Source organism: Halopiger goleimassiliensis (assembly GCF_000455345.1).
Lineage (GTDB): Archaea > Halobacteriota > Halobacteria > Halobacteriales > Natrialbaceae > Halopiger_A > Halopiger_A goleimassiliensis.
The window spans coordinates 2,376,581-2,401,406 of sequence record NZ_HG315690.1 but is presented as its reverse complement, the minus strand read 5'-3'; the positions used below and the strand labels follow the sequence as shown (position 1 = coordinate 2,401,406).

Here is a 24,826-nt window from a genome sequence, read left to right as displayed (position 1 = left end):
GAACGCGATCGGTAGCCCCGTTACTCGGATCGGAGGGGTTCGGCTGTCTCTTCGCAATAGTTGAGCCGAATCGTGTACTTCTGGCTGCAGTAGCCGCTCAGACTGTAATCGTAACCGTCCCACGACGGGGAGAATCCCCTTCCGCCCCGCCATAAATCGCATTCCGATATATGAATTCGACACTGCTGGCCCCACGGATGCAACAGTTACATACGACGACTCAACCGCTGATGCCCCTCCGAACGACGGAACCTGCTCCGCTGGAATCCCCGGGAAGAACGAACCGATACCCGATCCCTGTCTCCCCACGCGAGACCGACTTAGGATCGAAGGACTGTCGGGATCGACGCGGCGATCAATTCTCGAGTTCTCGAAGCGCTCGCAACGTCGGATACGCGTCTTCGCGGATAACCCACGTGTCGTCGAACTCCAGTTCCGCCATCGCCTCGCGCGCGTTCTCTCCACACAACTCATCGGTCGATAGCCCGTTCGAGCCTGAACTCGCCGACCGATTGGCGTCCCAGTAACAACTGGTAACGTCAGCATCGTTGTAGCCGACGATGGCCCCGACGCGTCGGAGCCCCAGCATGCGGGCGATACTGACGAACACCCCACTCGCGTCGTCGACGACGCGACCGACCGCGAGCGAGCGTTCGAGTTCGGCGTCCGAGAAGTTCGAGCCGACGAGACCACCGACCCTTGTCGAACCGGATATTTCGCCGCTCGCACGGGTATTCCTCACGGTCGATCGTTTCGCGTTGCTCCCGGCGAGACCGCCGACCCGTTCGGAGCCAGTTGCGTCACCGCTCGCGCTCGCTCCGTCGATCTCGCTTTCCTCAGTTACCACGCCGACGAGACCCCCGACGTGATCGCCTACCGTTACCACGTCCCCCGTCGCCCGTACCGACGTCAGTCGGCCGTTCCGCACAGAACCGACCAGGCCGCCGACGTAGTCGCCCATGGTCGTCACGTCCCCGCTGGCAGTTACCATCCGGACGTGACCCTCGAGAACCGCACCGGCGAATCCGCCGACTTGATCGCCGCTTGCGGTCACGTCGCCGGTGGCCGACGAGCGCTCGATCGTCGTTCTGATCGATCCGCCGGCGAAACCACCGGCGGTACAGCCGTCGTCCGTGATAGCGCCCGAGGTATCTACCTCGTTACCGACTAGGCTGTCAGCGACGCCGTCGATCAGTTGCTCGCCCAGGGCCGATACCTCGACGTGGGCGTTCGATTGCGTGATCGTCGCTTCCTTCGCGCCACCGACGAACCCGCCGATGAGTTCCGCGGTCGACTCGATGTCTCCCTCGGCGGACGAGTCGGTGATCGTCCCGTCGGTGAGGCTCCCGACGAATCCTCCGGTGCGCTCGTCGCTCCCGACCACCGAGCAATCGGCCGTCGACCCCTCGATGGTGCTCTCTTTGGCCTTCCCGACGAACCCACCGGCGTGTTTTCCGTCGGCTTCGACCCGTCCTTCGGCCGTGGAGTCGGCAATCGTCCCCTCGATGTCCCACCCGACGAGACCGCCGGCGTAGCCGTCGGTCGCCGTCACGTCACCACTGGCTCGTGTCGATTCGATCGCGGAATCGCTATTCCGTCCTACCAGCCCACCGACGTACTCGTCACCGTCGACGGTACATTCGGCCTCGGAGTCGGCTACGCGGTCCGGGCTCAGCCCGCCACAGTAGCCGACGAGGCCACCGATCGCTTCGTCGCCGGAGACTGACCCCGACGACGAACAGTCGACGACGGACTCGGCGTTAGTGCCGACGATCCCGCCGACTTTCTCCGTTCCGGAGACGGAGACGTCGGACGAACAGTCGACGACCGCGCCCTCGTTGTGTCCGACGAGTCCCCCGATCACAGCGCCCCCGGAGACGGTTCCAGTTACCGTCGATCGTTGCACGGTACACTTCGAGTCGTTCCGTCCCAGCAGTCCACCGACGTTCTCCGTCCCGGAAACGTCGACATCGACGGTTACGTCCGTGATGAGCCCCCGATCGTCCGACTCCTCGAAGAGGCCAGCCGTCTCGCCGTTGCGTACTCGATCGGAGAGTTCGTCACCCTCCAGCAGGTCGTGAACGGAGCCGTGGGTCGTCCCGACGAGGCCACCGACGTTCTTCGACCCGGTGACCGATCCCGTCACAGACGCGTCGATAATCTTTCCGAGGTTCCGTCCGACGAGTCCGCCGACGAACTGATCGGCGGTCACGTCCGCGGCTGTCACGGTGACGTCCTCTATGACGCCTGCACTGGCACCGAACAATCCGACGGCGTCCTCGTCCTCCTGGTCGATGACCAATCCGGTGATCTCGTGTCCGGAACCGTCGAATGTCCCGAGGAACGGATCGTTCTGGCCACCGATCGGGTCGAATCCGCGTCCGTCAGTCCACTGCTGACAGCTGCTCGCGTCGATATCGTCCCCGAGTTCGTAGTTCGCGTCGAGATCCCCGCGTACCGCGTGGAGTTCTCGAGCGTCAGTGAGCACGTACGGATCGGTTCGGCTACCACTGCCGTCCAGTTGCTCGAGTAGCGCCGACGGATCATCCGGCCGATCAAAATCGCCGTACGACGCTCCTGTCTCCCCCCGCTGATTCGGATCGGTCATAACACCACATGTAATCTCTGAAATGCATAGTCATTTTGTATTTCTGTAACGTGAGGTGGTAGCTATCGGCCGGCCACTCGAGGATCTCCTGGAAACGGGAACGAGGACGACGACTGGGGACGGAACCACGCCCCCTTCGACGGTTCGAAGCGCTTATACGGGAACGCTGGGTACGTTCGGGCAACTCGCTGGGTCGCGGGCTCCAGCGGGCACCTGTTCACGCGGCGGTGCAGTCGACGCACCGTTGCCACAGGTAGGGATGTGATCCCGAAACTCGGGATTGAACCAGGAAACGCCCGCGGGTGAAACCATGGCAAAGAGCTTCTACTCACACATCAAGGACGCATGGAAGAACCCCGACGACGGGAAACTCGGGGAACTGCAGTGGCAGCGCAAACAGGAGTGGCGCAAGCAAGGCGCTATCGAACGGATCGAGCGACCGACGCGACTCGACAAGGCCCGCGAACTCGGCTACAAGGCCAAGCAGGGCATCGTCGTCGCTCGCGTCTCGGTCCGCAAGGGTACCGCCCGCAAGAGCCGGTTCACGGCCGGTCGCCGAACGAAGCGTCAGGGCGTCAACCGCATCGGTCGACGCAAGAACATCCAGCGCATCGGCGAGGAGCGCGTCTCGCGCAAGTACCCCAACCTGCGGGTCCTCAACAGCTACTGGGTCGGCGAAGACGGCAGCCAGAAGTGGTTCGAAGTGATCCTCGTGGATCCCGAACACCCGGCGATCCAGAACGACGACGACCTGAACTGGATCTGCGACGACGCCCACACGAACCGCGCCTTCCGCGGGCTGACGAACGCGGGCAAGGACAACCGCGGCCTCAACACCCGCGGCAAGGGTGCCGAGAAGGTCCGCCCGTCCAACAACGGCGGCAAGGGCGGCGCGAAGTAACCCGACCGACGGCTTCGTTTTCGATCCTCGGGAGCAGTGCTGGGGACTTAACTCGCGGCCCGGCGTACCCTCGGGTATGACGGACCACGTACTCGTCCCGGTCGACGACTCGAACCAATCGACCCAGGCCCTCGAGTTCGCTTGCAGGGAGTACCCGGAGGCGACGATCACGGCGTTGCACGTGGTCGATCCCGGCGACTTCTACGCGGCCACGGGCGTCGAGGGGGGCACGATGGCCAACTACGAACAGCTCCGGGAAGCCCACGAGGACGCCGCCGCAGCCGTCCTCGAGGAGGCCCGGGAACAGGCGGCCGACTTCGGGCGAGAGATCCAGACCGACCACGTCGTCGGCGGGGTCTCGCGCTCCATCGTCGACTACGCGGCCGAACACGACGTCGATCACATCGCGATCGGGAGCCACGGTCGGACCGGCGCGAGCCGGATTCTGTTAGGCAGCGTCGCGGAGACGGTCGCTCGTCGCTCGCCGGTGCCGGTAACGATCGTCCGGTAATCGGGTCGTCTCCGTTCGTGTACGTTTCGCACACGACGGCACATACGAACCGTTAGGTACCCCTGTTCGCTCCCTTCGCGCATGAGCGAGTCTACCCACGTCGCGTTCGTCTGCGTCCAGAACGCCGGTCGGAGCCAGATGGCGACCGCATACGCCGAACGGGAGCGCGAGGCCCGCGGGCTCGAGGACGCGGTGACGATCCACTCCGGCGGGACGCAGCCGGCCGACTCGGTCCACGACGTGGTCGTCGAGGCCATGGCTGAGGACGGAATCGACGTTTCCGACCGGGAGCCACGGCCCATCGCGACGGAGACCCTCGAGTCCTGCTCGCACGTCGCGACGATGGGCTGTTCGACCCTCGAACTCGACGCAGACGTCGACGTCCGCGACTGGGAGTTGCCGGACCCTCACGGCGAGGACCTCGAGACGGTGCGCGAGATTCGGGACGACGTGAAACGTCGGGTACAGGAGCTGTTCGACGAACTCGAGAACTGAAAATCGATCGGATGCTCGTGGCCGACCGCGCGAGCGGTTCAGGCCCGGACGGTGTGGCTCTCCCCTTCGGTCTCCGAGGAGCGCATGTCCAGGTCGGCACGCAGCGCTTCGATCGCGTCTTCGGGGTCGGTCTCGGAGTCGAACACGCGATCGAAGCCGAGTTCGCGGAAGTACCGTCGGGTCTCCTCCCAGTCGTCCTGGCCGACGGCGAGGTTGCCACCGATGTAGGTGGTCACTTCCTCGAGGCCGGCCGCCGCGATCCGTTCGTGGAACCCCTCGCAGTCCTGTTTGGCGTGCCCGTAGAGTGACGAGACGAGTACAGCCTCGGCGTCGTTCTCGCGTGCGGCGTCGACGAACTCCTCCTGGGAGGTCTGGACGCCCAGGTTGACGACGTCGAACCCGGCCGCCTCGAATGCCTGTTCGAGAATGGTGATCCCGACGACGTGGGCGTCGGACCCGATCACGCCGAGGATGACTGTCTTCGTCATGCGCGTACCCCCACAGAATCGGGCGACCACCATAAACCTAATGATTAATCATACGCCACTCAGTGACACGATTTTCGCCGGACGGCGTCGGGGTTCGAATCACGGGCCGACATCGATTCCGGGTTATTTCCACTGATCCTGTGAAGAATGCCGGTAGTGTGTTGAACATCTGTACCGAATCGCCTATTCTATTATCGACCATTACAAATCCTGTCGGACGCATCGATCAGCTGACCCGATGGTTCGTCGCGTCGGTCGAACGCCGGCCGAGGAAGAATCGGTCTCGGCTATCAGTGGGCGGGTACAGATGCTCGTACTGCGGTATCCGGTCGGTACACCCCGATCGACAGGGATCACGCAGTCAGATCGAGACGAGCGCGCCGACCGGCGCGTCGGTCCGTTCGCGTGCTCGAGCGATCCCGTCGTCGCCGACGCCGATCAGGGTGAAGACGCCGGCCGTCTCGGCGTCCGCGGCGTCGACGATATCCAGCAGGAGTTCTTGGGTCTCGCCCGACCGGATCAGGTCGTCGACGACCAGCACCGACGCGCCGGCATCGATCGCCGAGGCGGGCAGGTAGTAGGTGAGTTGAATGCCCGACTCGAGGCGCTCGCGGGCCTCGATGAACTCCTCGACGGCGGTCTCCTTGCGTTTCTTCGCGTAGACACAGGGGGAGCCGTAGTAGCTGGCGAGCGACGCGGCCAGGGTGATGCCGTCGGTCGCAGCCGTGAGGACGACGTCCGGGCGATCGAAGTCGAAGCTGTTCGCGACGACCGGCGCGGCGAGATCGAGCAACGGCTGATCGAAGACGGTCCCGGTGTTGTCGACGTACCCTTCGTCGTCGACCCGGATTCGGGCCTCGAGTTCCTCGGCCAACGCCGCCCGCCCGAGGTCGTCGACGATCTCGCGTGCGCGGTCGGCCCCGGGGAGGACGTGCCCGTTCACGTACCGGTTGAGGTCCCCCGCGGGAAGCCCGGTCTCGTCGGCGAGTTCGTCGTACGTTCGCGTCTCCTTCAACATCCGCAACACGTCGACCGCCCGTAGCTGGAGGGCGGCCTTCTCCGCGCGGTTCATACCGGTATCCACGCTTCCGCAACCATGGGTATTTCGATCCATTTCAACCGGTTGAAAGACCACGTTCGTGGTGTGGTGCCGCTCACCGTCTTCACGGCCGTCGGAGCGCCGTCTACCGAGTGGTCGTGGGTCGCGGTTCCCTATGGGGCGACGCGACTGCAGGCACGACGCTTTTCGATCAAACTGGCACACCCCTAGCTATGTCCAACGAACGACCGACCGCCGAGGAGCTCCGACAGGGGATGACCGTCGAGATCGTCCAGGGCGATCAGGACGTCGAGTCGACCGACCGGGAACCGATCGTCGGCGAGGTCGGGACGATCTACGAGGACGCCCCCGAGGGGCCACAGGTCGAACTGAAAAGCGGCGTCGTCGGACACGTCCAGTCGGTCGTCCACGACGAGTGACGGCGTCGCTAGCGTGACGACGACGGTAGCAATCAGGACCGGGAATCGGCGGAGGTAGGTCCGGCGGCAGCGATCTGCCGGCCGAACGCCTTTCCGACGAGTCGTCGACGCCACCCCATGAGCGAGTCGCGCTCGAGGGTCGGAGCGATCGTTCGAGACGTCGCGGCGGTCGCTCGCGAGCGCCAGATCAGCGTCAAAGCCGCGGGACTGGCCTACCACGCGTTCAACACCCTGGTCCCGCTCGTCGTCCTCGCGCTCGTGGCTGCCACGCTGGTCGACGCTCTCGAACCCGTACTCCATGGCCTGGAGGGGGCCGCCGGCGTCGACGGGGTCGTCACCGACGGCGGACTCGAGGGCGCGACGGGCGTCGACCGAACCCGCGCGGCGGTGCTTGCGGTCGCGATCCTCCTGTGGAGCGCCGTCAGGCTGTTCCAGGCCGTCAACAGCGCCTTTACGGACGTCTACGGTGCGCGCAAGGAACAGTCGTCGCTGGCGGCCGCGACGACGGTCACCCTCGTCACGGCCCTCGAGGTCGCGTTCGTGACCGGGACCGTCGCGGTGGCGGTGGCGCTCGTGAGCGTCGTCGGGGTGAGCCTCTCGGTGTTCGTCGGGGGCCTCGCGGCGCGAGTAGCCAGTACCGTCGCCCTGCTGGGACTGCTGATCGCGGTGTTCGCTCCGATGTACTACCTGTTTCCGCAGGCCGATGTCTCGGCCCGGGAGATCCTGCCCGGTACCGTCTTCGCGGCGCTGTCGTGGACCGCCCTGGCCGTCGGGTTCCGAATCTACGTCAACACGTCCGAGAGCGTCGCGCTCTTCGGCGTCGCCGGTGCCGTCCTCATCGTATTGACGTGGGTCTACCTCGGCGGCCTCTGTCTGCTCCTCGGGGCGGTCGTCAACGCCGTCCTCGCCAACCGCGTCCAGCCCGAATCCGGCTGGATCCCGATGCGCGAGGTGTGGTCGAAGTACGACCTGTTCTGAAACGGATTACTGTAACGATGTACCGGCGCACCCGCAGCCCGGGTCGCGGGTGCGCCGGTAATGACGTACAGTAAACCGTATGGGCCTCGATCCCCGTCCGCTCTCCGTCAGGGAGCGTCGTCCGTCCGAAACGCCTCGTAGATCCGTCGCGCTCGCGTCTCGCCGATCCCCTCGAGCGCGGTCAGCTCCGCCGGACTGGCCTCGAGCAGGTCCGCGACGGTCGGATACGCTTCGTACAGTCGGGCCGCCAGTTCCGGGCCGACGCCGTCGATGCAACCATACATCCGCTTGGTAGTCGGCTCCCGCCGGTTCGGCACGGAACCGACGGGGAGCCGCCGACTCGAGGGGTCCTCGACGTGTTTCCGCCCGAGGCGGACGGCGTAGTCGACCAGGGCCGTCCGATCGGTACACGGGACGACCGGCACCCCGTGGCGGGCCGTGATCGACGCCATCGACCCCCGGATCGCCTCCGGGGAGACGGCCGTCCGCAGCGACTCGAGGTCGGCGAAATCACCCTCGAGCAGCAGGTAGGCGTGATCGTAGGCCGCGGCCAGCCGTTCGATCTGCTCGTGGAGGTCGGTCCCCGAGCGGCTGGCGACGCCGGTGACGTAATCCCGCGGCGTCTTCCGTTCGATGCCGACCGCACCGATCGCGACGTCGCCGGCGGCGAGCCGATCGACGTCGACCGTCGTCACGTCGGGGTGGGACCGAACGGCCGCCGTCACGACGGACGGCTCCCGGTCGTCGACGGTCACGGCAACGCGCATGGCCGCTCGTACGCGCTCGAGGCGGGAACGGCTGTCGATTGCGCGTGCGTCCCCGAAACCGATGGGTTCTATCCGCCGGTCCGCGTACACGCGACGAATGGATACCGGACGCATCGAAACCGAGGTTCCCGTTCTCGTGGTCGAACCGCCGGCCCGGTCCCGGATCGCGGACGCCGCTCGAGGCGTCGTCGAGAGCGAGGAGGCCGCCGACGTTCGGACGGTCTCGAGCGTGGACGACGCGCTGGCGACCCTCGAAGAGCGGTCCGTCGCCTGCGTCTGTACCGCGCAGGACCTCCCCGAGGGGACCGGGCTGGAACTGCTCGAGGCGGTCGGCGATGCCGGCCCGCCGACCGTTCTGGCACCGGACGCGGGCGACGAGTCGCTCGCGAGCGCGGCCGTGTCGGCCGGGGTCACGGAGTACGTCCCGGGTGACCGTCCGAGGGCCGACCTGGAGTCGGCGCTCGAGCGCGCGATCCGGACGGGACGACGCCGTCGCAATCGTCGGGCGCGTGCCCGGGCGTTCGACGCCGTCTTCGACGACCCTGACTCGTTCGCCTGGGTACTCGAACCGGACGGACGGATTCGCCGGGCCAACGAACGCGCGCTCGAGGCGGTCGACGCGAGCGCCGCAGACGTTCGCGGCCGTCCGTTCCCGGCGTCGCCCTGGTGGACGCCGCTCGAGGACGACGCGATTCGAGAGGCCGTCGAGGCCGCCGCCGACGGTGAAATCGTCCACCGCGAGGTGACGCTCCCGTCGGCCGACGACGATTCGCACGCGACCAGCGGTGCGGCCGGGGACGCGGACGCGCGCACGCTCGAGGTGACGATCCGACCGGTTCGGGACGACGGAGGGACGATCCGCTCGCTGTTCGTGCGAACCGTCGACGTCACCGACCGGGTCGCGCTCGAGACGGAACTCCGGGAGTCGGAGGAACTCCACCGGGTGACGCTGAACAACATGACCGACACGGTTCTGGTCACCGACGACGACGGCGCGTTCACCTACGTCTGTCCGAACGTCCACTTCATCTTCGGCTACAGCGACGAGGAGATCTACGAGATGGGGACGATCGACGAGTTGCTCGAACCGGACCTGTTCGATCGCGAGCAACTCGCCGAGGAGGGCGTGCTGACGAACCTCGAGTGTACGGCGACGGACAAGGCGGGGCGAGAACACACCCTCCTGGTCAACGTCCGCGAGGTGTCGATCCAGGGCGGGACGACCCTCTACAGCTGTCGGGACGTGACGACGCGCAAACGCCGGGAGGAGGCGTTGACGGCGCTGCACCGGACGGCACGAGACCTCCTCTACGCCGAGACGGACCACGAGATCGCGACCGCGGTCGTCGACGACGCGACGGACGTGCTCGACTGCGAGGCCGCCGCGGCGTACCTCTTCGACACCGACGAGAACGTCCTCCGGCCCGCCGCCCACTCCGCGGGGATGACGGACCTCCACGGGCCGCTGTCGGCCCACCGGGCGGCCGACGACACGCTCCCGGGCGAGGTGTTCGTCGAGGGGGAGCCGCGGTTCGTCCCGAATCTTCAGGAGTCGGCGGCGTTCTCGAACCCGACGACGGAACTGCGAAGCGTCGCGGTCGTCCCCCTCGGCGACCACGGCGTCTTCGTCGCCGGCGCGGACGAGGTCGAGGCCTTCGACGCGGTCTCGAGGGAACTGACCGACCTCCTGGCGGCGACGGCCGAGGCGGCGCTCGATCGCGTCGAGCGCGAACGGCGGCTTCGCGAACGGGATCGGGAACTGCAACGGCAGAATCGACGGCTGACCCGGCTGAACCAGGTCAACGAGATCATCAGGGAGATCGATGGGGCGCTGGTCGGGGCCGAAACGCAGGAGGCGATCGCGACCGCGGTCTGTGATCGACTGACCGCGGCCGATCGGTTCGCGTTCGCCTGGATCGGCGCGGCCGACGCCGAGGACGACCGCCTCGCGGTACAGGCCCACGGCGGTTCCGACCACGGCCGCGACTATCTGGACGCGGTGTCGCTGTCGCTCGAGAGCGACGAACCGGCGGTTCGGACGGCCGCAGAGGGCACGACGACGGTCGTCTCGAACGTCGCCCGCGATCTCCGCGACCAGTCCTGGCGTCGGGCGGCGCTGAGTCGCGACTACCAGTCGGTCGTCAGCGTGCCGCTGTCGTACGACGGGTTCACCTACGGCGTGTTGACGGTGTACGCCGACCGACCGGAGGCCTTCGACGAGATGACGCGGACGGTGCTCTCCGAACTCGGGGAGACGATCGCCGCGGCGATCGCCGCCGTCGAACGCAAGCGGGCGCTGCTCTCGGACGCGCGTACCCGTCTCGAGTTCGACGTGAACGACGAGGGGTTCGTCTTCACCCGACTGGCCCGTCGCGCGGAGTGTACCATCTCGTTCGACGGCGGGATGCGCCACCGCGAGGACGGCACGGCGCTGTTCGCGACCGTCGAAGGTGCCGATCCGGAGGCCGTCGCGTCGGCGGCGGCCGACCTCGTGGCGGTCCGGGACGTCCAGGTGCTCGGCGACGAACGCGGGGACGACGAACGCGGGGGAACGCTCCGCCTGCAGTTCTCCCGGCCGTTTTTCGCCGTTCGGCTGGCGGACCACGGCGTCGTGGTCCGGAGCGTCGACGCGACCCCCGACGGCGCGCGACTCGTGGTCGACGTCCCCCGGTCGGTCGAGGCCAGAACCAGCGCCGACGTCGTCGCGACCGCCTTCCCGGACGTCGACCTCCGGTCGAAACGCCGCGTCGAACGGACCTCGGCGCGCGACCTGCGCTCCGCGCTGCTGGATCGGCTCACCGACCGCCAGCTCGAGGTAGCCCAGGTGGCCTACTACAGCGGCTACTTCGAGACGCCGCGGGACCGCTCCGGCGAGGAGGTCGCCGAGACGCTCGAGATCTCGCCGGCTGCGTTCTACCGCCATGCCCGGACGGTCCAGCGGAAACTGTTCGCGATCCTCTTCGAGGAGCTGGATGTTCAGGCAGACGTTGCGCAGATGGTTGAATAGTGAACCCCAATAGATCGACGGGGCTAGCTATCTGACGGACACGTATATCCTAATATCCCTTTGATGCCTAGATGCGACGAACGCCACGACCCGCCGCTCGTCGTCGCACGCTATGCCCATGAGAGACGTCGAACCCGACCCCGAGACGGAATCGACCTACGAGTGTTTCGGCTGTGGCACCGTCGTCGTCGCGACGGCACCCCGTCGGTGTCCGGACTGTGGCGCTGACATGCGCAACCGGGCCACGCCGATCGAGTAACGATGGCGACGAAACCGCGGTTTTCCACCGACGAACAGCCGACGGTAACGGCGTCCGACAACGCCCTCGAGACCGCGCGACGACAGCTCGCCCGCGCGGCCGACTGTCTCGAGATCGAGCCGGGAATCAGGGAGCGGCTCGCGTACCCGGACGCGGTCCACGAGGTGACGGTACCCGTCGAACGCGACGACGGTAGCGTCGACGTGTTCACGGGCTACCGCGCCCAGCACGACAGCATCCGGGGACCGTACAAGGGCGGCCTTCGATACCATCCCGAGGTGGGTCGCGACGAGTGCGTCGGTCTGGCGATGTGGATGACGTGGAAGTGTGCCGTGATGGATCTCCCCTTCGGCGGCGCGAAAGGCGGTATCGTCGTCGATCCCAAGTCCCTGTCGGACGACGAGACCGAACGTCTCACGCGGCGGTTCACCCAGGAAATCCGCGACGTGATCGGCCCGAACACGGACATCCCCGCGCCGGACATGGGGACCGATCCGGAGACGATGGCCTGGCTGATGGACGCCTACAGCATGCAGGAAGGCGAGACGATTCCAGGCGTCGTCACCGGTAAACCGCCCGCGGTCGGCGGCAGTCGCGGCCGCGAGGAAGCGCCGGGCCGCAGCGTCGCTATCGTCACCCGCGAGACCTGCGACTACTACGACCGACCGCTCGAGGACGTCACCGTCGCCGTGCAGGGCTTCGGGAGCGTCGGCGCGAACGCCGCCCGCCTGCTCGAGGAGTGGGGCGCGACCGTCGTCGCCGTCTCGGACGTCAACGGGGCGATCTACGATCCGGACGGCCTGGACGTCGCGGCGATCCCCTCCCACGACGAGGAACCCGAGGCGGTCACCCGATACGCGGCCGAGACGGACGTGACGCGGCTCTCGAACGACGAGTTGCTCGTGCTCGACGTCGACGTCCTCGTCCCGGCCGCGGTCGGCAACGTTCTCACTGCCGACAACGCCGACGACGTCCGGGCGGACCTCGTCGTCGAGGGCGCGAACGGTCCGACGACGGTCGACGCCGACGCCATCCTCGCGGAACGCGGAATTCCGGTCGTCCCCGACATCCTCGCGAACGCCGGCGGCGTCACCGTCTCCTACTTCGAGTGGCTCCAGGACATCAACCGCCGCGCGTGGTCGCTCGAGCGCGTCCACGACGAACTCGAGTCCGAGATGGTGACCGCCTGGAACGCCGTTCGCGAACAGCGCGAGCGCCGCGACGTGACCTGGCGCGACGCGGCCTACGTCGTCGCGCTCTCGCGGATCGCCGAGGCCCACGACTCGCGCGGCCTCTGGCCGTAATCGGGCTCGAGACGCAGTCGTCGGGGACGGTTTTGCTCCGTGAGAAACCACCGAACGGTCCTTTCGGTGGGACGCGAAGACACGGTATGGTCCGCCGGTTCCTGTATCCGCTCGGCGTCTGGGCACTGATGGCCGTGATGGCCGTCCTCAACGGTGTAACCAGGGAACTATTCATCGTTCCGCGAACGGAGACGTACACTGCCCACGTCGTCAGCACGGCCGCGTTGATCGTCGTCGTCCTGGCTATCGCGTACTCGTTTTTCGCCACCACGACGATCGACTATCGGTTCACGGAACTGGTCGGGATCGGCGTGCTGTGGGCCGCGTTGACGGTCGGGTTCGAGTTCGTCGTCGGATACCTGGAAGGGACGCCGCCCGCCGTCACCATCGGGCAGTACGACGTGCTGGCCGGACAGGTCTGGATACTCGTCCCCGTCACGCTCGTTCTCGCACCGATCGTCTTCGGGACGTTCGTGGCCGACTGAATCGGTCGCGATCAGTCGGGTTCGAACCGAGCCGTGACGAGCACGCGCTCGAGAGTCGGGATGGCTCGATAGCTACCGCGGATACGTGCGGGGAACGCTGACAGACAGTTCGCAGCGGTGCCGAACGGAACCCAAAAACACCTAATCGATGCCGCCGTGGTCCAAGCTATGAACGTCTCCATCGTCGGCAGCGGCTACGTCGGCACGACGATCGCCGCCTGTCTCGCCGACCTCGGCCACGGAGTCGTCAACGTCGAGATCGATCAGGAGATCGTCGACGCCGTCAACGCCGGCGAGACGCCCATTCACGAACCCGGTCTCGCGGAGCGCATCGCCGAACACGGCGGCGAGCGGTTGCGGGCGACGACCAACTACGACGCGGTCCTGGATACGGACGTCACGTTCCTCTGTCTCCCGACGCCGAGTGCCGACGACGGGAGCCTCGAGCTGGGTCCGATGAAAGCGGGGACCGAATCGCTGGGCGACGCGCTCGCGGCGACATCCGAGGAGCACCTGGTGGTCGTCAAATCCACCGTCCTGCCGGGGACGACCGAGGAGGTCGTCGGCCCGCTCCTCGAGGAAGCGTCGGGAACGGCCGTCGGCGACGGCCTCGAACTGGCCATGAACCCCGAGTTCCTGCGGATGAGCACCGCCGTCGAGGACTTCCTCGCGCCCGACAAGGTCGTCGTCGGCGCGACGAGCGACGAGGCCGCGGCGACCCTGCGGGAGCTGTACGCTCCGATCCTCGAGGGCGAGACGGAGCCGGCCGACGGGACGCCGGACCTCGTCGAGACGGACGTCCGCGAGGCCGAACTCATCAAGTACGCCAACAACGCCTTCCTCGCGTCGAAGGTGTCGCTGGTCAACGAACTCGGCAACGTCGCCAAGGAGTACGGTGCGGACGCCTATGAGGTGCTCGAGGCCGTCGGACTGGACGACCGGATCTCCGAACGCTTCATGCGCTCGGGGCTGGGCTGGGGCGGTTCGTGTTTCCCGAAGGACGTCGACGCCCTCCGAGCGGGCGCGCGCGAACAGGGGTACGACCCCGAACTGCTGGACGCCGTCGTCGCGGTCAACGACGCCCAGCCACGCCGACTGGTCGACCTCCTCGGGGAGCACGTCGACCTCGAGGGCGCGCGGATCGCGGTACTTGGACTCTCGTTCAAGCCCGGCACGGACGACGTCCGCAAGTCCCGGGCGCTGGACGTGATCGAGCACCTGCTCGAGCGGGGAGCCGACCCCGTGGCGTACGATCCGGTCGCCGTCGAGAACGTCCGCGAGACGTACCCCGACCTCGAGGTCGCCTACGCTGACAGCGCCGAAGACGCCCTCGACGAAGCCGAGGGCGCGGTCGTCGCCACCGACTGGCCAGCGTTCGACGACCTCTCCTTCGAGGGGATGGCCCGGCGCGTCGTCGTCGACGGCCGTCGGATCGACGTCGACGCCGACGAACTCGAGGTGTACGAGGGGCTGACGTGGTGATCGGTCGGTTCTCGAACGCGGCCCATCCTGGCGGTCTTCACTGGGCGACGGATCAATCAGTAGTCTTTTGCAGTCACGGCCGGGATCTATCCCCCGATGGAAGATGACGCGGTTCGTGCCGGCTCCCGGCTCCGTGGTGACGGCGGTGAGGTCGTGGCCATGACCGACGAGAGGCGCGAGATTTCGTCCGACGAGGTCTGTATCCTCATCCCCACGCTCGACGAAGCGGCGACGATCGGCGACGTGATCGACGGCTTCTACGAGGAAGGCTACACCAACGTCGTCGTCGTCGACGGCGGCTCCGAGGACGAGACCCGCGACATCGCGGGCGAACGCGGCGCTGAAGTGATCGTCCAGTCCGGTGAGGGGAAGGGCCAGGCCGTCCGCGAGGCCGTCGAGTACATCCAGGTGCCGTACGTGCTGATGGTCGACGGCGACGGCACGTACGATCCGGCCGACGCCGAGCGGATGCTCGAGCCCCTCTCGCGGGGGTACGAACACGTCATCGGCAACCGCTTCGCGGACATGGACGACGACGCGATGAAGGCGTTGAACGGCTTCGGCAACCGGCTGATCAACCGTGCGTTCCGCACCATCCACGGCGCGGACTTCGAGGACATCCTCTCGGGCTACCGGGCGTTCACGGTCGACTCCTTCGAGCGGCTGTCGCTCGACTCGGACGGCTTCACGATCGAGACCGAACTCGCCGTCGAGTGCGTCAAACACGGCATCGACACGACGGTCGTCCCGATCAGTTACAGCGCCCGACCGGAGGAGTCCGAGACGAACCTCCACCCGGTCAGAGACGGCGGGACGATCATCGTCGCGCTGTACTCGCTCGCGAAGACGAACAACCCCCTGTTTTACTTCGGGAGCCTCGGCGTGCTGGGAATCGCGAGCGGCGGGGCGATCGCGTGCTACGTCCTCTGGCGGTGGCTCCAGTACGGCGTCGGCCACGAGATCCTCGCGCTCGTCTCCGCGGCCGCGATCCTGCTGGGCTTCCAGCTGGTGATGTTCGGCGTCCTCTCGGACATGCTCGTCTCGTTACACCGCGAGCAGCGACGCCGCCTCGAGCAGATCACCCGCGAGGCGCGCGACGACGAGTGAAACTGAATTTCGGTCTCAGAACGGGAGCATCGAGCGGACCTGCTGGAAGACGCCGCCGGAGCGGTTCTGTCGGTACTCCTCGAACGGTTCGTGGAGTTCGTTCAGCAGTTCCTGGCGCGAGCGAAACTGGCGCGTCTCGACCTCCGAGAGGATTTCCCCGAGCGCGACGTCGTTGCCGTGGACGTCGTACGGGATCCGCTCGTGACCCAGTTCGGCCCTGACGTCGTCCTTCGTCGCCGGAAAGGAGAGGTCGGCGTCCTTAAGCCGGGCGTCGACGGCCGCGATACCGAACTCGATGCTCTCGGGTTCCTCGTCGTCTCCGCTCGATGGTGGCCGGACTCCCATGCACGCGGATTCGTCGTCCCGTCTCAAAACCGCTACGAAGACGGACATCGCTGGGCGCGGCGTCGACACGCATTTGGCGGGGGCGACGAACTAGCCAGTATGACCGAGTATACCACGGTCTCGATTCCGAAGGACCTCGCGGAACGCGTCGAGGAGACCATCGAGGGAACCAGCTTCCAGAGCACCAGCGACCTCGTGCGGTTTCTCCTGCGGAGCATCGTCATCCAGCACCAGAAGGAGGGCCAACTGACGGAAGCCGAGTTCGAGGAGATCACCGAGCAACTGCGCGGCCTCGGCTACCTCGAGTAACGGGGCCCCTCGAGCGCGTACCGTCTCATAACCGTCCCCTTCACAGCGGTGCGCGGAGCCGACTGGTCGATGAGTACCGACCTGTTCCGGTAACGGGCTGGATCTACGGATCGGCCCGACGCGCTCGATCCGTCCTCACTCCTCGGTCAGCGCGAATATTTCCCCTTCGGTAGCGGCGACGACTCTGTCGCCGGCAACGATCGGTGCGGTTCGTACGTCGGACGGCGTCGTGACTCGCCAGTTGGTATCGCGGGACGCGGCGTCGAACGAGAAGATCGCACCGCCGTCGCTTCCGCCCGTGCCGACGTAGATCGAGGAGCCGTCCAGGACGGGGACGCCGTTGGGTGCTCGATCGCCGGTGTCGTACGCGACGGCCTCGAACCCGTCCTCGATGGAGAGTCCTTTTACCGTCCGGTACGTGGAGGCGTAGACGATCCCGTCGCGGAGGACGTGTCCCCAGTAGTAGCTGTCCGCTACCTCCCACTGCGGCCGCGTACTCAGCCGATCGTAGGCGTACATCCCCTCGCCGTGTGCCAGCACGATGACGTACTCGTCGGTCACGACGGGTCGAGTCAGGTTGTGGAGTTCGGGCGGATACGCCACGATCTCCTCGTCCGTCGTCGGATCCGTCGCCAGGATGCGCTCGTCGCCCGTCGCCCGCTCGAGGACGACGATCCCTTCGTCGGTGGGGACGTAGAGGTGGTCTCCCTCGAACGTCGGGGTGAAGTACGGGACCCCGAACGTTTCGAACGAGTCGTGTCGCCACAGGAGGTCGCCCGAACCGGCGTCGAACGCAGTCGGTCGGTCCGCCCCCGCGTACAGCAGATCGCCGTCGGCGCGCAACGGAACGGAGGCCAGATCCGGGTCGACGCCGTCGACGGTTTCGGAGCGCCACGCTACCCCACCGTCAGCGGGATCGATCGCGGTCACGTGGTCACCGGCCCACGCGTAAGCGAGTCCCTCTACGGCACTCGCCGCGACCGGGACGTACGATTGCGAGGTCTCGTGTCCGTCGAGGGTCCACTCGATCGTGCCGTTGCGGAGGTCGATCCCCGTCACCGTACCGTCGCGTCCGTGAACGACGATCGTGTCGCCGATGAGGATCGGGCGCGCACGGGCGGGCCGGTCTTCCAGTTCCGTGGTCCAGGCGACGGACACCGGCCCCGACTCGTCGTACCCGTTCCCGAGAGCCACTTCGCGGAGTCTCCCGACGCAACCCGCGAGGCCCGCTGTAACGATCGCGGCCCCGTGCCCCAGGAATCGTCGCCGTCCCGACGATCGCTCAGGCATCGTCGGCGTCGAACGCGTAGAGGGTTCCTCGATCGGAAATGGCGTAGAGGTAGCCGTCGTCTCCGACGCCCCGTTCGAACCCCTCGTCGTCCCCGAGCATTCCGGCGTTGAGGTCCGTCTCGAAGACCTCGCTACCGTCCGATCCGTCGAGTGCGGTGGCCTTTCCACGGTCGTTCGTCAAGTACACGAACTCCTCGTCCGCGGTCACGTCCTGGTACTCCACGGTTGTGGACCACCGCTGTTCCCCCGTCGACGCCTCGAGGCAGTCGATCGCCCACTGGTTGTCCGAGGGGGAGGCGGAGCTGTGGAGGAAGTACACGTCTCCACGCCGATACGTGAGCTGTGCAACAGTACCTTTTCGTACGCTCCAGGTTTCTTCGCCGGTTTGTGAATCGACGGCCGCGATCCGGTACGGATCCCCGGTTCCCTCGTCCACGAGGGCGTACAGGTACTCGTCGCCGGCGATCGTGGTTTCCACACCGTTCCCCTCGGTGTCCCACTCCCAGAACACGTCGTCCAGGCCGCGAGAGAGCCCGGCCAATAACGGTTGGCCGCTCTCTTTGCGGATCACCCCCCAGACGATATCGTCGTGGAGGTCGATCCGGCGCGAGTCCGTTCTCACGTGGGACGGCATCTCGTACGTCCGGAGTTCGTCCCCGGAGTCGGCGTCCACGGCGACGATCTCTTCGTCTTCCTGGAAGAACACTTCCTCGCCGTCCGCTACCGGGAAAATTCGGGGTCGGCCGGATCCGATAAACGCTCTGGTCTCCCACAGTTGGTGTCCGCTCGCGGTATCGATCGCCCGGACGTAGAACTGGCTGTCGCCGTCGTCCGGGAACACCCGTAATGCCGCGATGAGCCGTCCACCTTCCGTCACCCAGGGCCCCCAGGGGACGCCGTCGATGGTGATCGACCACTCCTCCTCACCCGTCCGTCGATCCAGCGCGTGAATGACGCTCTCGCGGTGTTCGGTCCGTTCGTTGACGTACACGGCGTCGTCGTCGACGGTAATCGTCCGCTCCAGATCGGTCCCGAACGTCCACTCCGCGTCGTCGGAGAACGCCCCCAGACAACCGGCGACGCCGATGCAACCCCCCACGCACGCGCTTCGCACGAAGCTACGCCGATCCATACTCGAATGCGGATATTTCAGTCGTATATTCGTTTCCCTATTAATATCTGAACCAATATAATCGGAACCCCCTCCGGGGTCGTTCGTAGCCACAATCGAGCGGCAAACACCGAACCGGGGTCGCGGTCGATACCCCCACGAACATTTAGCCGTCGCGAGCGTACATCCGGTATGGCGACCGTCTACGCTGCCCTGGAGGACCGGCTCCTGGTCTGTACCGACGGCGACGAGTGGACCACGACGACCCGACTCGAGGGTCGGCGCCTCGAGTGCGTCGCCGCCTCGCCCGACGCGCCCGAGCGGGCGTTCGTCGGGACGTTCGAGGACGGCCTCTACCGCTCTGACGACGCCGGCGACTCGTTCGACCGCCTCGAGACGCCGTTCGTGAGCGAGGCGGTCACGTCGCTGGCGATCAGCCCGCACGATCCCGCGGTGATCTACGCGGGCACCGAACCCAGCCGCGTCTACCGAAGCACCGACGCCGGAGACTCCTGGACCCACCTCGAGGGGATCGTCGACCTGCCCTCGGCCGACGAGTGGTACTTCCCGCCGCGACCGGACACCCACCACGTCCGCTGGCTCGAGGTCGATCCGTACGATCCCGAGCGGCTCTACGTCGGCATCGAGGCCGGCGCGTTCGTCTACAGCGACGACGGCGGCGAGAGCTGGCACGAACGGCCCGAAGGCTCCCGACGGGACAATCACACGCTTGCGACCCACCCGGCCCGCGAGGGACGGCTCTACACCGCCGCGGGCGACGGCTACGCCGAGAGCGACGACGGCGGCGAGAGCTGGACCCACCCGCAGGCGGGCCTCGAGCACACCTACTGCTGGGGGCTGGCCCGCGATCCGGGCGATCCGGACGCCGTCATCGTCTCGAGCGCGTCGGGTGCCTCCAAGGCGCACACGGCCGATACGGCGGAGTCGTACGTCTACCGTCGCTCCGCCGCCGGTGTGGAGGATTCGACGGCCGAGACGTGGGAACGGCTCGACGATCACGGCCTCCCGACCGGCGAGGGCGTCGTCCGGGCGGTCTTCGCCACGACCGGCGAACCGGAGACAGTCTACGCGCTCACAAACCGCGGCGTCTTCGTCACCGAGGACTTCGGCGGCCGCTGGGAGCCACTGGAGATCGAGTGGCCGGAATCGCTCGAGGCTCAGACGCCGCGAGGAATCGCCGCGCTGGCCGACTAATCGGTGGCCTCCCTCAGGGCCCGGGAGGCGACGCCCCCGTCTTGCTCGAGGACGGCAACGATAACGAGGGCGTGTACCGGCGCGACGAGGGCGCTACTCAGCACCGTCCCGACCAGCGGAGCCGCCGAGAGCAGCCAGCCCCCGAGTCCGAGCAGGAGTATCAGCCCGAACACGGACAGGCCACGACCCGCCGTTCGTCGGGCGCTTTCCCCGAGCGCCGTCCGAATCGAGCGTTCGTCGACGAGCAGCCCCGGAACGAGGAACAGTTTCACCAGCAGGCCGAAGTAGACCGCAAGCGGTGCGAGCCCCCAGACTCCCATCGTCTGGAGCCCATCGATCGACCCGAGCAGCCGGTGGAACAGGTCTACCGCGACCACGAAAGCAAACAGCGAACCGACCGCCCGGACCGACACGCGCTGCCCCATCGAGCGCGCAATCGTGACGGTGCCAGCGATCGCTATCGCGGCCATCGGCAGGACGTAGAGGCCGATCCCCCAGACCAGGTGGAACTGCTCCAGACCGATCAACGACTCGAGCGGCCGTACCGTCTGCTGGACTCCCGTCGGATAGCCGACGAACTCGACGCGAACGTCGAGTCCGGTGGTCTCCACCCGGCCCCACTCGACCACGTGGATCGGATCCCGTCGGTGGAGCCAGTCGACCGCCGAGAGGACGAGGCCGACGAGGACGAACGGGACGAACAGGAGTGGATCCTCGCGGAGACGCGCGAACGCGACCGATACCGGATGCGGCTCCGACTGCCCGTCGGTTGGTTCCAGTCCGTTCGATCCGCGACCGGATTCGTTCGCCATGCTCACTCCCCCTCCTCGAGCGCGACGACGCGTTCGTGGCCGACGACGTAGAGGACGCCGTCGCCGACGACGGGCTGTGAGGGCCACTCGAGGCCCTCGTACGTAAAGCGTCGCTCGCCCGTCTCGGCGTCGAGTGCGACCAGTTCGGGGTGCCACGCGTACGTGAGGTAGACGACGCCGTCGGCGACCACCGGGTGGACCTCGTGTCGGTACTCGGCGGTCCACTCCTTCGTCCCCGTCTCGAGGTCGATCGCGTGGAGCGCGTCGTCGCCGTCGGAGACGAATACCGTTCCGTCGGCGACGGCGGCGCTGCCATCGGTCGCGTTCCCGTCGTGGCGGTACTCCCACTCGAGGCTGCCGTCGGCCGGATCGAGCAGTGCGACGTCCGACCGACTCGGGACGACGATCCCCTCATCGGTCGCGGTCGGCGCGAGGAGGTCGCGATGCCGGCCCGTGCCGTCGGTTCCCGGCATTCCGGTCCAGCGGTGCTGGCCGGTCTCGGCGTCGAACGCGAGGACCGACTCCCAGCCGCAGACGAAGACGGTGCCGTTGCGAACGGCAGGTCGAGACGCCAGCGTTGCGACCGACGTCTCGACGTCCTGCTCCCAGCGGACCCGGCCGCTATTGCCGTCGAGCGCGATGATTCGATCGGACCCGGGAAGGACCGCGTACACCGATCCCTCGGTGGCGACGGGGGGTGGTCCCGCCGGACTCGCGTACCGCTTCATCGGTGGTTCTCGGCCCGGCGCGTACCACCGCTCGAGGCCGACGCTGTACCCCGCCGCTGCGTAGCCGCCGTCGGCGCTCAGTCCGTGGACCCCGTCGATTCCCGTGACGGCCAGCGTATCGGATCGGTACGTAGTGGTCGACACCCGCGCGGGTGCCGAGAGATAGGAGTGGCCGAGACGTTCGAATCGGAGGCGACCCGTGTCCCGCTCGAGTGCGACCAGCCCCTCCCGACCGACGGCGAACAGCGTCTCGCCGATCAGGACCGGCGGTGCCGGTCCCGAGACGGCCGTCTCCGGTGCCGTTTCCCACCTGACCTGCACCCCGTCTTTCGGGCCCGAGGCCGCTGGGTTGCCACCGGTCCCGGCGGCGTCGTAGCGAGCCATCGGCCACTCCGACCCGTTGGCTTCCGATAGCGAGATCGGCCCATCTAACGAACGAGTGGTACCGAATCCGACCCCGAAGGCGACCCCACCGCCGGCGAGTACCCGTCGTCTGGAGGGCATCGGTTCGGAGCAACTCGTCACGGAAGCGTAAATTCTTCCATCCCGAGTCGCGGATCGAATAGCGAAGCAGTCGTCCGTGCGGTGCCTCGCCCTGGACTCGGTGCAGGCCGCCCGGCGGCCGGTACCGGTCGGGTGCTTCGAAATCCTTTTAGTCGCGACAGGGGGATAGTAGGGTAACTGAGTGATATCATGGACATCGACATCGTCTCCGAAGCGGAGAACCCCATGTTGCATCGGACCGACGTCACCTTCGAACTGACCCACGAGGACGCCACGCCCGAGCGCCTGCAGGTTCGGGACAGCCTCGCGGCGAAACTCAACAAGGACGCCGACGAGGTCGTCGTCCGGAAACTCGACACCAAGTTCGGGATGCGAAAGACCGTCGGCGAAGCGAAGGTCTACGAGAGCGCCGACGACGCCCGCGACGTCGAGCAGGATCACATGCTCGAGCGCAACAAGATCGGCGTCGACGAAGAGGCCGAGGCCGAAGCCGAAGCCGAAGCCGAAGCGGAGGAAGCATAGATGGCGCGCTACGAACTCTACGACGACGACGGCAGCACCGACCGCGAGCAGTGCCCCCGGTGTGGCGACTCCTTCCTCGCCGACCACGGCGACCGCAAACACTGCGGGAAGTGCGGCTACACCGAGTGGGAGTAGCGATGCGCCGAGCGAAGCGAGGGGCATCGAACAAGCGAACGGGCGTGAAACGCCCGTGAGCCTGCGAGGGATCGAGCGCAGCGAGATCCCTCGAGAACGCGAACGGTGAACGACGTGAACCGCGAGCGCGTAACCGCCGCGGTCGTTCGTTCACCGCCGTATCGCGATCGGATTCCAACCCGTGAGTTCTGACACCCGCATTCTCGGCATCGAGGGCACCGCCTGGGCGGCCAGCGCGGCGGTGTTCGATTCCGCGACCGACGACGTGTTCATCGAGAGCGACGCCTACCAGCCCGACAGCGGCGGCATTCACCCCCGCGAGGCGGCCGAGCACATGCACGAGGCGATCCCTCAAGTCGTCGAGACGGCGCTCGAGCGCGCCCGCGAAACACACGACGGCCCTGCGGACGAACCGCCCGTCGATGCCGTCGCCTTCTCGCGCGGTCCCGGTCTCGGCCCGTGCCTGCGGATCGTCGGAACGGCCGCCCGCGCGCTCTCTCAGTCGCTCGAGGTGCCCCTCGTGGGCGTCAACCACATGGTGGCCCACCTCGAGATCGGCCGCCACACCGCCGACTTCGACTCCCCCGTGTGTCTCAATGCCAGCGGCGCGAACGCCCACCTGCTTGCCTACCGGAACGGCCGGTACCGCGTGCTCGGCGAGACGATGGATACCGGCGTTGGCAATGCTATCGACAAGTTCACGCGCCACGTCGGCTGGTCCCACCCCGGCGGGCCGAAGGTCGAGGCGGCCGCCGAGGACGGCGAGTACGTGGACCTCCCCTACGTCGTCAAGGGGATGGACTTCTCCTTCTCGGGGATTATGAGCGCCGCTAAGCAGCGCTACGACGACGGCGTCCCCGTGGAAGATATCTGCTATTCGCTGCAGGAGAACATCTTCGGCATGCTGACCGAAGTCGCCGAGCGCGCGCTCTCGCTGACCGGCAGCGACGAACTCGTCCTCGGCGGCGGCGTCGGACAGAACGCCCGCCTGCGCGAGATGCTCGAGGAGATGTGCGACCAGCGCGGGGCCGAGTTCCACGCGCCCGAACCGCGATTCCTGCGGGACAACGCGGGGATGATCGCCGTCCTCGGCGCGAAGATGTACGACGCCGGCGATACGCTCGCGCTCGAGAAATCGAAGGTCGATCCCAATTTCCGCCCGGATCAGGTGCCCGTGACGTGGCGTGCGAGGTCCGAGCGAAGCGAGGACCTCGAGAATGCGAGCGGTGACGACCGGAACCGCGAGCATGCCGACGAACCCGAGTTAGCAGCCGGCCGCGGCGCGGCCGAGGGCAAGCAGCAGGTCCAGGGCGCTGAGGCGCTGGTCGACCTCGAGTCCGACGCCGGCCGCGTGACGAAACGCCGCGAGTCGAAGACCTATCGCCACCCGCAACTCGACGAGCGCCTGCGGCGCGAGCGGACGACGCTCGAGGCCCGGCTCACGAGCCTCGCCAGGCGCGAGGGCGTGCCGACGCCAGTACTTTCGGACGTCGATCCCCGGGAGGCGCGACTGGAACTCGAGTACGTCGGCGACCGGGACCTCCGCGAGTCCCTGGCGGTCGAGCGGGTTCGGGACGTGGGACGGCACCTCGCGCGGTTGCACGACGCTGGCTTCGTGCACGGAGATCCGACGACGCGGAACGTGCGGGTCGGCGAGGGCCGTACCTACCTCATCGACTTCGGCCTCGGCTACCACACCGACCACGTCGAGGACTACGCGATGGACGTCCACGTCTTCGACCAGAGCCTCGTCGGCACCGCCGACGACCCCGAACCGCTGCGCGAGGCAGTGCTCGAGGGCTACCGCGAGGTCGGCGACGAACGCGTGTTAGAGCGGCTCGAGGACGTCGAGGGGCGGGGTCGGTACGTCGAGGACGACGGCGCGGGCGACGACGCCTAATCCGATCGGGTCTCCTCGCAAGCGTCGCAAGTGTCGCCGACCGTCGTATCGACGCCGAGCAGGTAGTTGCCGCCACAGAACCCG

25 protein-coding genes are annotated in these 24,826 nt (G+C 67.1%); 16 read left to right on the top strand and 9 right to left on the bottom strand.

The window, feature by feature from the left end:
- Window positions 1-355: 355 nt before the first annotated feature.
- On the bottom strand, window positions 356-2,608 hold the full coding sequence (locus tag TX79_RS11765) for a GLUG motif-containing protein (RefSeq protein ID WP_049927634.1): 2,253 nt from the start codon (window positions 2,606-2,608) through the stop codon (window positions 356-358).
- A 310-nt stretch (window positions 2,609-2,918) separates the two neighbouring features.
- Between TX79_RS11765 and TX79_RS11760 the strand changes: the two genes are divergently transcribed.
- From TX79_RS11760 to TX79_RS11750, 3 genes are all read left to right on the top strand, one after another.
- Window positions 2,919-3,509, top strand: coding sequence for a 50S ribosomal protein L15e (locus TX79_RS11760; RefSeq protein WP_049927633.1), 591 nt, complete (start codon window positions 2,919-2,921; stop codon window positions 3,507-3,509).
- A 76-nt stretch (window positions 3,510-3,585) separates the two neighbouring features.
- Window positions 3,586-4,020 carry a universal stress protein gene (locus TX79_RS11755; RefSeq protein ID WP_049927632.1) on the top strand — a complete coding sequence of 145 codons (435 nt, stop codon included), beginning with the start codon at window positions 3,586-3,588 and terminating at the stop codon, window positions 4,018-4,020.
- An 81-nt stretch (window positions 4,021-4,101) separates the two neighbouring features.
- A complete protein-coding gene (locus tag TX79_RS11750) occupies window positions 4,102-4,515 on the top strand; it encodes an arsenate-mycothiol transferase ArsC (RefSeq protein ID WP_049927631.1) in 414 nt (137 codons plus the stop codon).
- A 38-nt stretch (window positions 4,516-4,553) separates the two neighbouring features.
- On the opposite strand, the gene glmS is transcribed toward TX79_RS11750, so the two are convergent.
- Window positions 4,554-5,003, bottom strand: a complete 450-nt coding sequence (glmS, locus tag TX79_RS11745) for a methylaspartate mutase subunit S (protein ID WP_049927630.1) — start codon at window positions 5,001-5,003, stop codon at window positions 4,554-4,556.
- Window positions 5,004-5,364: 361 nt separating this feature from the next.
- On the bottom strand, window positions 5,365-6,075 hold the full coding sequence (locus TX79_RS11740) for a phosphoribosyltransferase family protein (RefSeq protein ID WP_049927629.1): 711 nt from the start codon (window positions 6,073-6,075) through the stop codon (window positions 5,365-5,367).
- A 200-nt stretch (window positions 6,076-6,275) separates the two neighbouring features.
- On the opposite strand from TX79_RS11740, the gene TX79_RS11735 reads away from it, so the two are divergent.
- Together TX79_RS11735 and TX79_RS11730 are read left to right on the top strand one after the other, a co-directional pair.
- Complete coding sequence (locus TX79_RS11735; RefSeq protein ID WP_049927628.1) at window positions 6,276-6,482, top strand: DUF2196 domain-containing protein; 207 nt, start codon at window positions 6,276-6,278, stop codon at window positions 6,480-6,482.
- Window positions 6,483-6,599: 117 nt separating this feature from the next.
- On the top strand, window positions 6,600-7,460 hold the full coding sequence (locus tag TX79_RS11730; RefSeq protein WP_049927627.1) for a YihY/virulence factor BrkB family protein: 861 nt from the start codon (window positions 6,600-6,602) through the stop codon (window positions 7,458-7,460).
- Window positions 7,461-7,567: 107 nt separating this feature from the next.
- Here TX79_RS11730 and TX79_RS11725 read toward each other — a convergent pair whose 3' ends face one another.
- Window positions 7,568-8,227 (bottom strand): helix-hairpin-helix domain-containing protein, encoded by a 660-nt coding sequence (locus TX79_RS11725; protein ID WP_049927626.1) that lies wholly within the window; start codon window positions 8,225-8,227, stop codon window positions 7,568-7,570.
- A 97-nt stretch (window positions 8,228-8,324) separates the two neighbouring features.
- On the opposite strand from TX79_RS11725, the gene TX79_RS11720 reads away from it, so the two are divergent.
- The 6 genes from TX79_RS11720 (at window position 8,325) to aglJ (ending at window position 15,871) form a co-directional block, all read left to right on the top strand.
- Window positions 8,325-11,234 carry a bacterio-opsin activator domain-containing protein gene (locus tag TX79_RS11720; RefSeq protein WP_049927625.1) on the top strand — a complete coding sequence of 970 codons (2,910 nt, stop codon included), beginning with the start codon at window positions 8,325-8,327 and terminating at the stop codon, window positions 11,232-11,234.
- A 118-nt stretch (window positions 11,235-11,352) separates the two neighbouring features.
- On the top strand, window positions 11,353-11,493 hold the full coding sequence (locus tag TX79_RS19345) for a rubrerythrin-like domain-containing protein (RefSeq protein ID WP_154660548.1): 141 nt from the start codon (window positions 11,353-11,355) through the stop codon (window positions 11,491-11,493).
- 2 nt (window positions 11,494-11,495) lie between these two features.
- Window positions 11,496-12,797: a glutamate dehydrogenase GdhB gene (gdhB, locus tag TX79_RS11715; protein WP_049927624.1), complete on the top strand. Its 1,302-nt coding sequence runs from the start codon at window positions 11,496-11,498 to the stop codon at window positions 12,795-12,797.
- A gap of 86 nt (window positions 12,798-12,883) precedes the next feature.
- Window positions 12,884-13,282, top strand: a complete 399-nt coding sequence (locus TX79_RS11710; protein WP_049927623.1) for a hypothetical protein — start codon at window positions 12,884-12,886, stop codon at window positions 13,280-13,282.
- 168 nt (window positions 13,283-13,450) lie between these two features.
- Window positions 13,451-14,764, top strand: a complete 1,314-nt coding sequence (aglM, locus tag TX79_RS11705) for a UDP-glucose 6-dehydrogenase AglM (RefSeq protein ID WP_049927622.1) — start codon at window positions 13,451-13,453, stop codon at window positions 14,762-14,764.
- Window positions 14,765-14,860: 96 nt separating this feature from the next.
- Window positions 14,861-15,871 carry an S-layer glycoprotein N-glycosyltransferase AglJ gene (gene aglJ, locus TX79_RS11700; protein WP_049927621.1) on the top strand — a complete coding sequence of 337 codons (1,011 nt, stop codon included), beginning with the start codon at window positions 14,861-14,863 and terminating at the stop codon, window positions 15,869-15,871.
- Between the two features lie 15 nt (window positions 15,872-15,886).
- On the opposite strand, the gene TX79_RS11695 is transcribed toward aglJ, so the two are convergent.
- Complete coding sequence (locus tag TX79_RS11695; RefSeq protein ID WP_049927620.1) at window positions 15,887-16,216, bottom strand: DUF5789 family protein; 330 nt, start codon at window positions 16,214-16,216, stop codon at window positions 15,887-15,889.
- Between the two features lie 99 nt (window positions 16,217-16,315).
- Between TX79_RS11695 and TX79_RS11690 the strand changes: the two genes are divergently transcribed.
- The gene (locus TX79_RS11690; protein ID WP_049927619.1) at window positions 16,316-16,525 is read left to right on the top strand and encodes a ribbon-helix-helix domain-containing protein; all 210 of its coding nucleotides are present in this window, start codon (window positions 16,316-16,318) and stop codon (window positions 16,523-16,525) included.
- A 135-nt stretch (window positions 16,526-16,660) separates the two neighbouring features.
- On the opposite strand, the gene TX79_RS11685 is transcribed toward TX79_RS11690, so the two are convergent.
- Window positions 16,661-17,719, bottom strand: coding sequence for an outer membrane protein assembly factor BamB family protein (locus TX79_RS11685; protein WP_049927618.1), 1,059 nt, complete (start codon window positions 17,717-17,719; stop codon window positions 16,661-16,663).
- An 88-nt stretch (window positions 17,720-17,807) separates the two neighbouring features.
- Complete coding sequence (locus TX79_RS11680; protein ID WP_049927617.1) at window positions 17,808-18,947, bottom strand: outer membrane protein assembly factor BamB family protein; 1,140 nt, start codon at window positions 18,945-18,947, stop codon at window positions 17,808-17,810.
- Between the two features lie 171 nt (window positions 18,948-19,118).
- On the opposite strand from TX79_RS11680, the gene TX79_RS11675 reads away from it, so the two are divergent.
- A complete protein-coding gene (locus TX79_RS11675; RefSeq protein ID WP_049927616.1) occupies window positions 19,119-20,141 on the top strand; it encodes a WD40/YVTN/BNR-like repeat-containing protein in 1,023 nt (340 codons plus the stop codon).
- On the opposite strand, the gene TX79_RS11670 is transcribed toward TX79_RS11675, so the two are convergent.
- Together TX79_RS11670 and TX79_RS11665 are read right to left on the bottom strand one after the other, a co-directional pair.
- Entirely contained in the window at window positions 20,138-20,953 is an 816-nt protein-coding gene (locus TX79_RS11670) for a hypothetical protein (RefSeq protein ID WP_049927615.1), read from the bottom strand. The two genes, TX79_RS11675 and TX79_RS11670, sit on opposite strands and share 4 nt — an antisense overlap.
- Window positions 20,954-20,955: 2 nt before the next feature.
- Window positions 20,956-22,185, bottom strand: a complete 1,230-nt coding sequence (locus TX79_RS11665; RefSeq protein ID WP_049927614.1) for a PQQ-binding-like beta-propeller repeat protein — start codon at window positions 22,183-22,185, stop codon at window positions 20,956-20,958.
- 189 nt (window positions 22,186-22,374) lie between these two features.
- Here TX79_RS11665 and TX79_RS11660 point away from each other — a divergent pair, with 189 nt between their 5' ends.
- The 3 genes from TX79_RS11660 (at window position 22,375) to TX79_RS11650 (ending at window position 24,742) form a co-directional block, all read left to right on the top strand.
- Window positions 22,375-22,707, top strand: coding sequence for a 30S ribosomal protein S24e (locus TX79_RS11660; RefSeq protein WP_049927613.1), 333 nt, complete (start codon window positions 22,375-22,377; stop codon window positions 22,705-22,707).
- The gene (locus TX79_RS11655) at window positions 22,708-22,842 is read left to right on the top strand and encodes a 30S ribosomal protein S27ae (protein ID WP_049927612.1); all 135 of its coding nucleotides are present in this window, start codon (window positions 22,708-22,710) and stop codon (window positions 22,840-22,842) included.
- A 181-nt stretch (window positions 22,843-23,023) separates the two neighbouring features.
- Complete coding sequence (locus TX79_RS11650) at window positions 23,024-24,742, top strand: bifunctional N(6)-L-threonylcarbamoyladenine synthase/serine/threonine protein kinase (RefSeq protein ID WP_049927610.1); 1,719 nt, start codon at window positions 23,024-23,026, stop codon at window positions 24,740-24,742.
- Window positions 24,743-24,826: the final 84 nt, after the last annotated feature.

Coding starts and splice junctions, on each gene's coding strand:
- TX79_RS11765 (WP_049927634.1), bottom strand. CDS start 2,608: ATGACCGATCCGAATCAGCGGGGGGAGACAGGAGCGTCGTACGGCGAT.
- TX79_RS11760 (WP_049927633.1), top strand. CDS start 2,919: ATGGCAAAGAGCTTCTACTCACACATCAAGGACGCATGGAAGAACCCC.
- TX79_RS11755 (WP_049927632.1), top strand. CDS start 3,586: ATGACGGACCACGTACTCGTCCCGGTCGACGACTCGAACCAATCGACC.
- TX79_RS11750 (WP_049927631.1), top strand. CDS start 4,102: ATGAGCGAGTCTACCCACGTCGCGTTCGTCTGCGTCCAGAACGCCGGT.
- glmS (WP_049927630.1), bottom strand. CDS start 5,003: ATGACGAAGACAGTCATCCTCGGCGTGATCGGGTCCGACGCCCACGTC.
- TX79_RS11740 (WP_049927629.1), bottom strand. CDS start 6,075: ATGAACCGCGCGGAGAAGGCCGCCCTCCAGCTACGGGCGGTCGACGTG.
- TX79_RS11735 (WP_049927628.1), top strand. CDS start 6,276: ATGTCCAACGAACGACCGACCGCCGAGGAGCTCCGACAGGGGATGACC.
- TX79_RS11730 (WP_049927627.1), top strand. CDS start 6,600: ATGAGCGAGTCGCGCTCGAGGGTCGGAGCGATCGTTCGAGACGTCGCG.
- TX79_RS11725 (WP_049927626.1), bottom strand. CDS start 8,227: ATGCGCGTTGCCGTGACCGTCGACGACCGGGAGCCGTCCGTCGTGACG.
- TX79_RS11720 (WP_049927625.1), top strand. CDS start 8,325: ATGGATACCGGACGCATCGAAACCGAGGTTCCCGTTCTCGTGGTCGAA.
- TX79_RS19345 (WP_154660548.1), top strand. CDS start 11,353: ATGAGAGACGTCGAACCCGACCCCGAGACGGAATCGACCTACGAGTGT.
- gdhB (WP_049927624.1), top strand. CDS start 11,496: ATGGCGACGAAACCGCGGTTTTCCACCGACGAACAGCCGACGGTAACG.
- TX79_RS11710 (WP_049927623.1), top strand. CDS start 12,884: ATGGTCCGCCGGTTCCTGTATCCGCTCGGCGTCTGGGCACTGATGGCC.
- aglM (WP_049927622.1), top strand. CDS start 13,451: ATGAACGTCTCCATCGTCGGCAGCGGCTACGTCGGCACGACGATCGCC.
- aglJ (WP_049927621.1), top strand. CDS start 14,861: ATGGAAGATGACGCGGTTCGTGCCGGCTCCCGGCTCCGTGGTGACGGC.
- TX79_RS11695 (WP_049927620.1), bottom strand. CDS start 16,216: ATGGGAGTCCGGCCACCATCGAGCGGAGACGACGAGGAACCCGAGAGC.
- TX79_RS11690 (WP_049927619.1), top strand. CDS start 16,316: ATGACCGAGTATACCACGGTCTCGATTCCGAAGGACCTCGCGGAACGC.
- TX79_RS11680 (WP_049927617.1), bottom strand. CDS start 18,947: ATGGATCGGCGTAGCTTCGTGCGAAGCGCGTGCGTGGGGGGTTGCATC.
- TX79_RS11675 (WP_049927616.1), top strand. CDS start 19,119: ATGGCGACCGTCTACGCTGCCCTGGAGGACCGGCTCCTGGTCTGTACC.
- TX79_RS11670 (WP_049927615.1), bottom strand. CDS start 20,953: ATGGCGAACGAATCCGGTCGCGGATCGAACGGACTGGAACCAACCGAC.
- TX79_RS11665 (WP_049927614.1), bottom strand. CDS start 22,185: ATGCCCTCCAGACGACGGGTACTCGCCGGCGGTGGGGTCGCCTTCGGG.
- TX79_RS11660 (WP_049927613.1), top strand. CDS start 22,375: ATGGACATCGACATCGTCTCCGAAGCGGAGAACCCCATGTTGCATCGG.
- TX79_RS11655 (WP_049927612.1), top strand. CDS start 22,708: ATGGCGCGCTACGAACTCTACGACGACGACGGCAGCACCGACCGCGAG.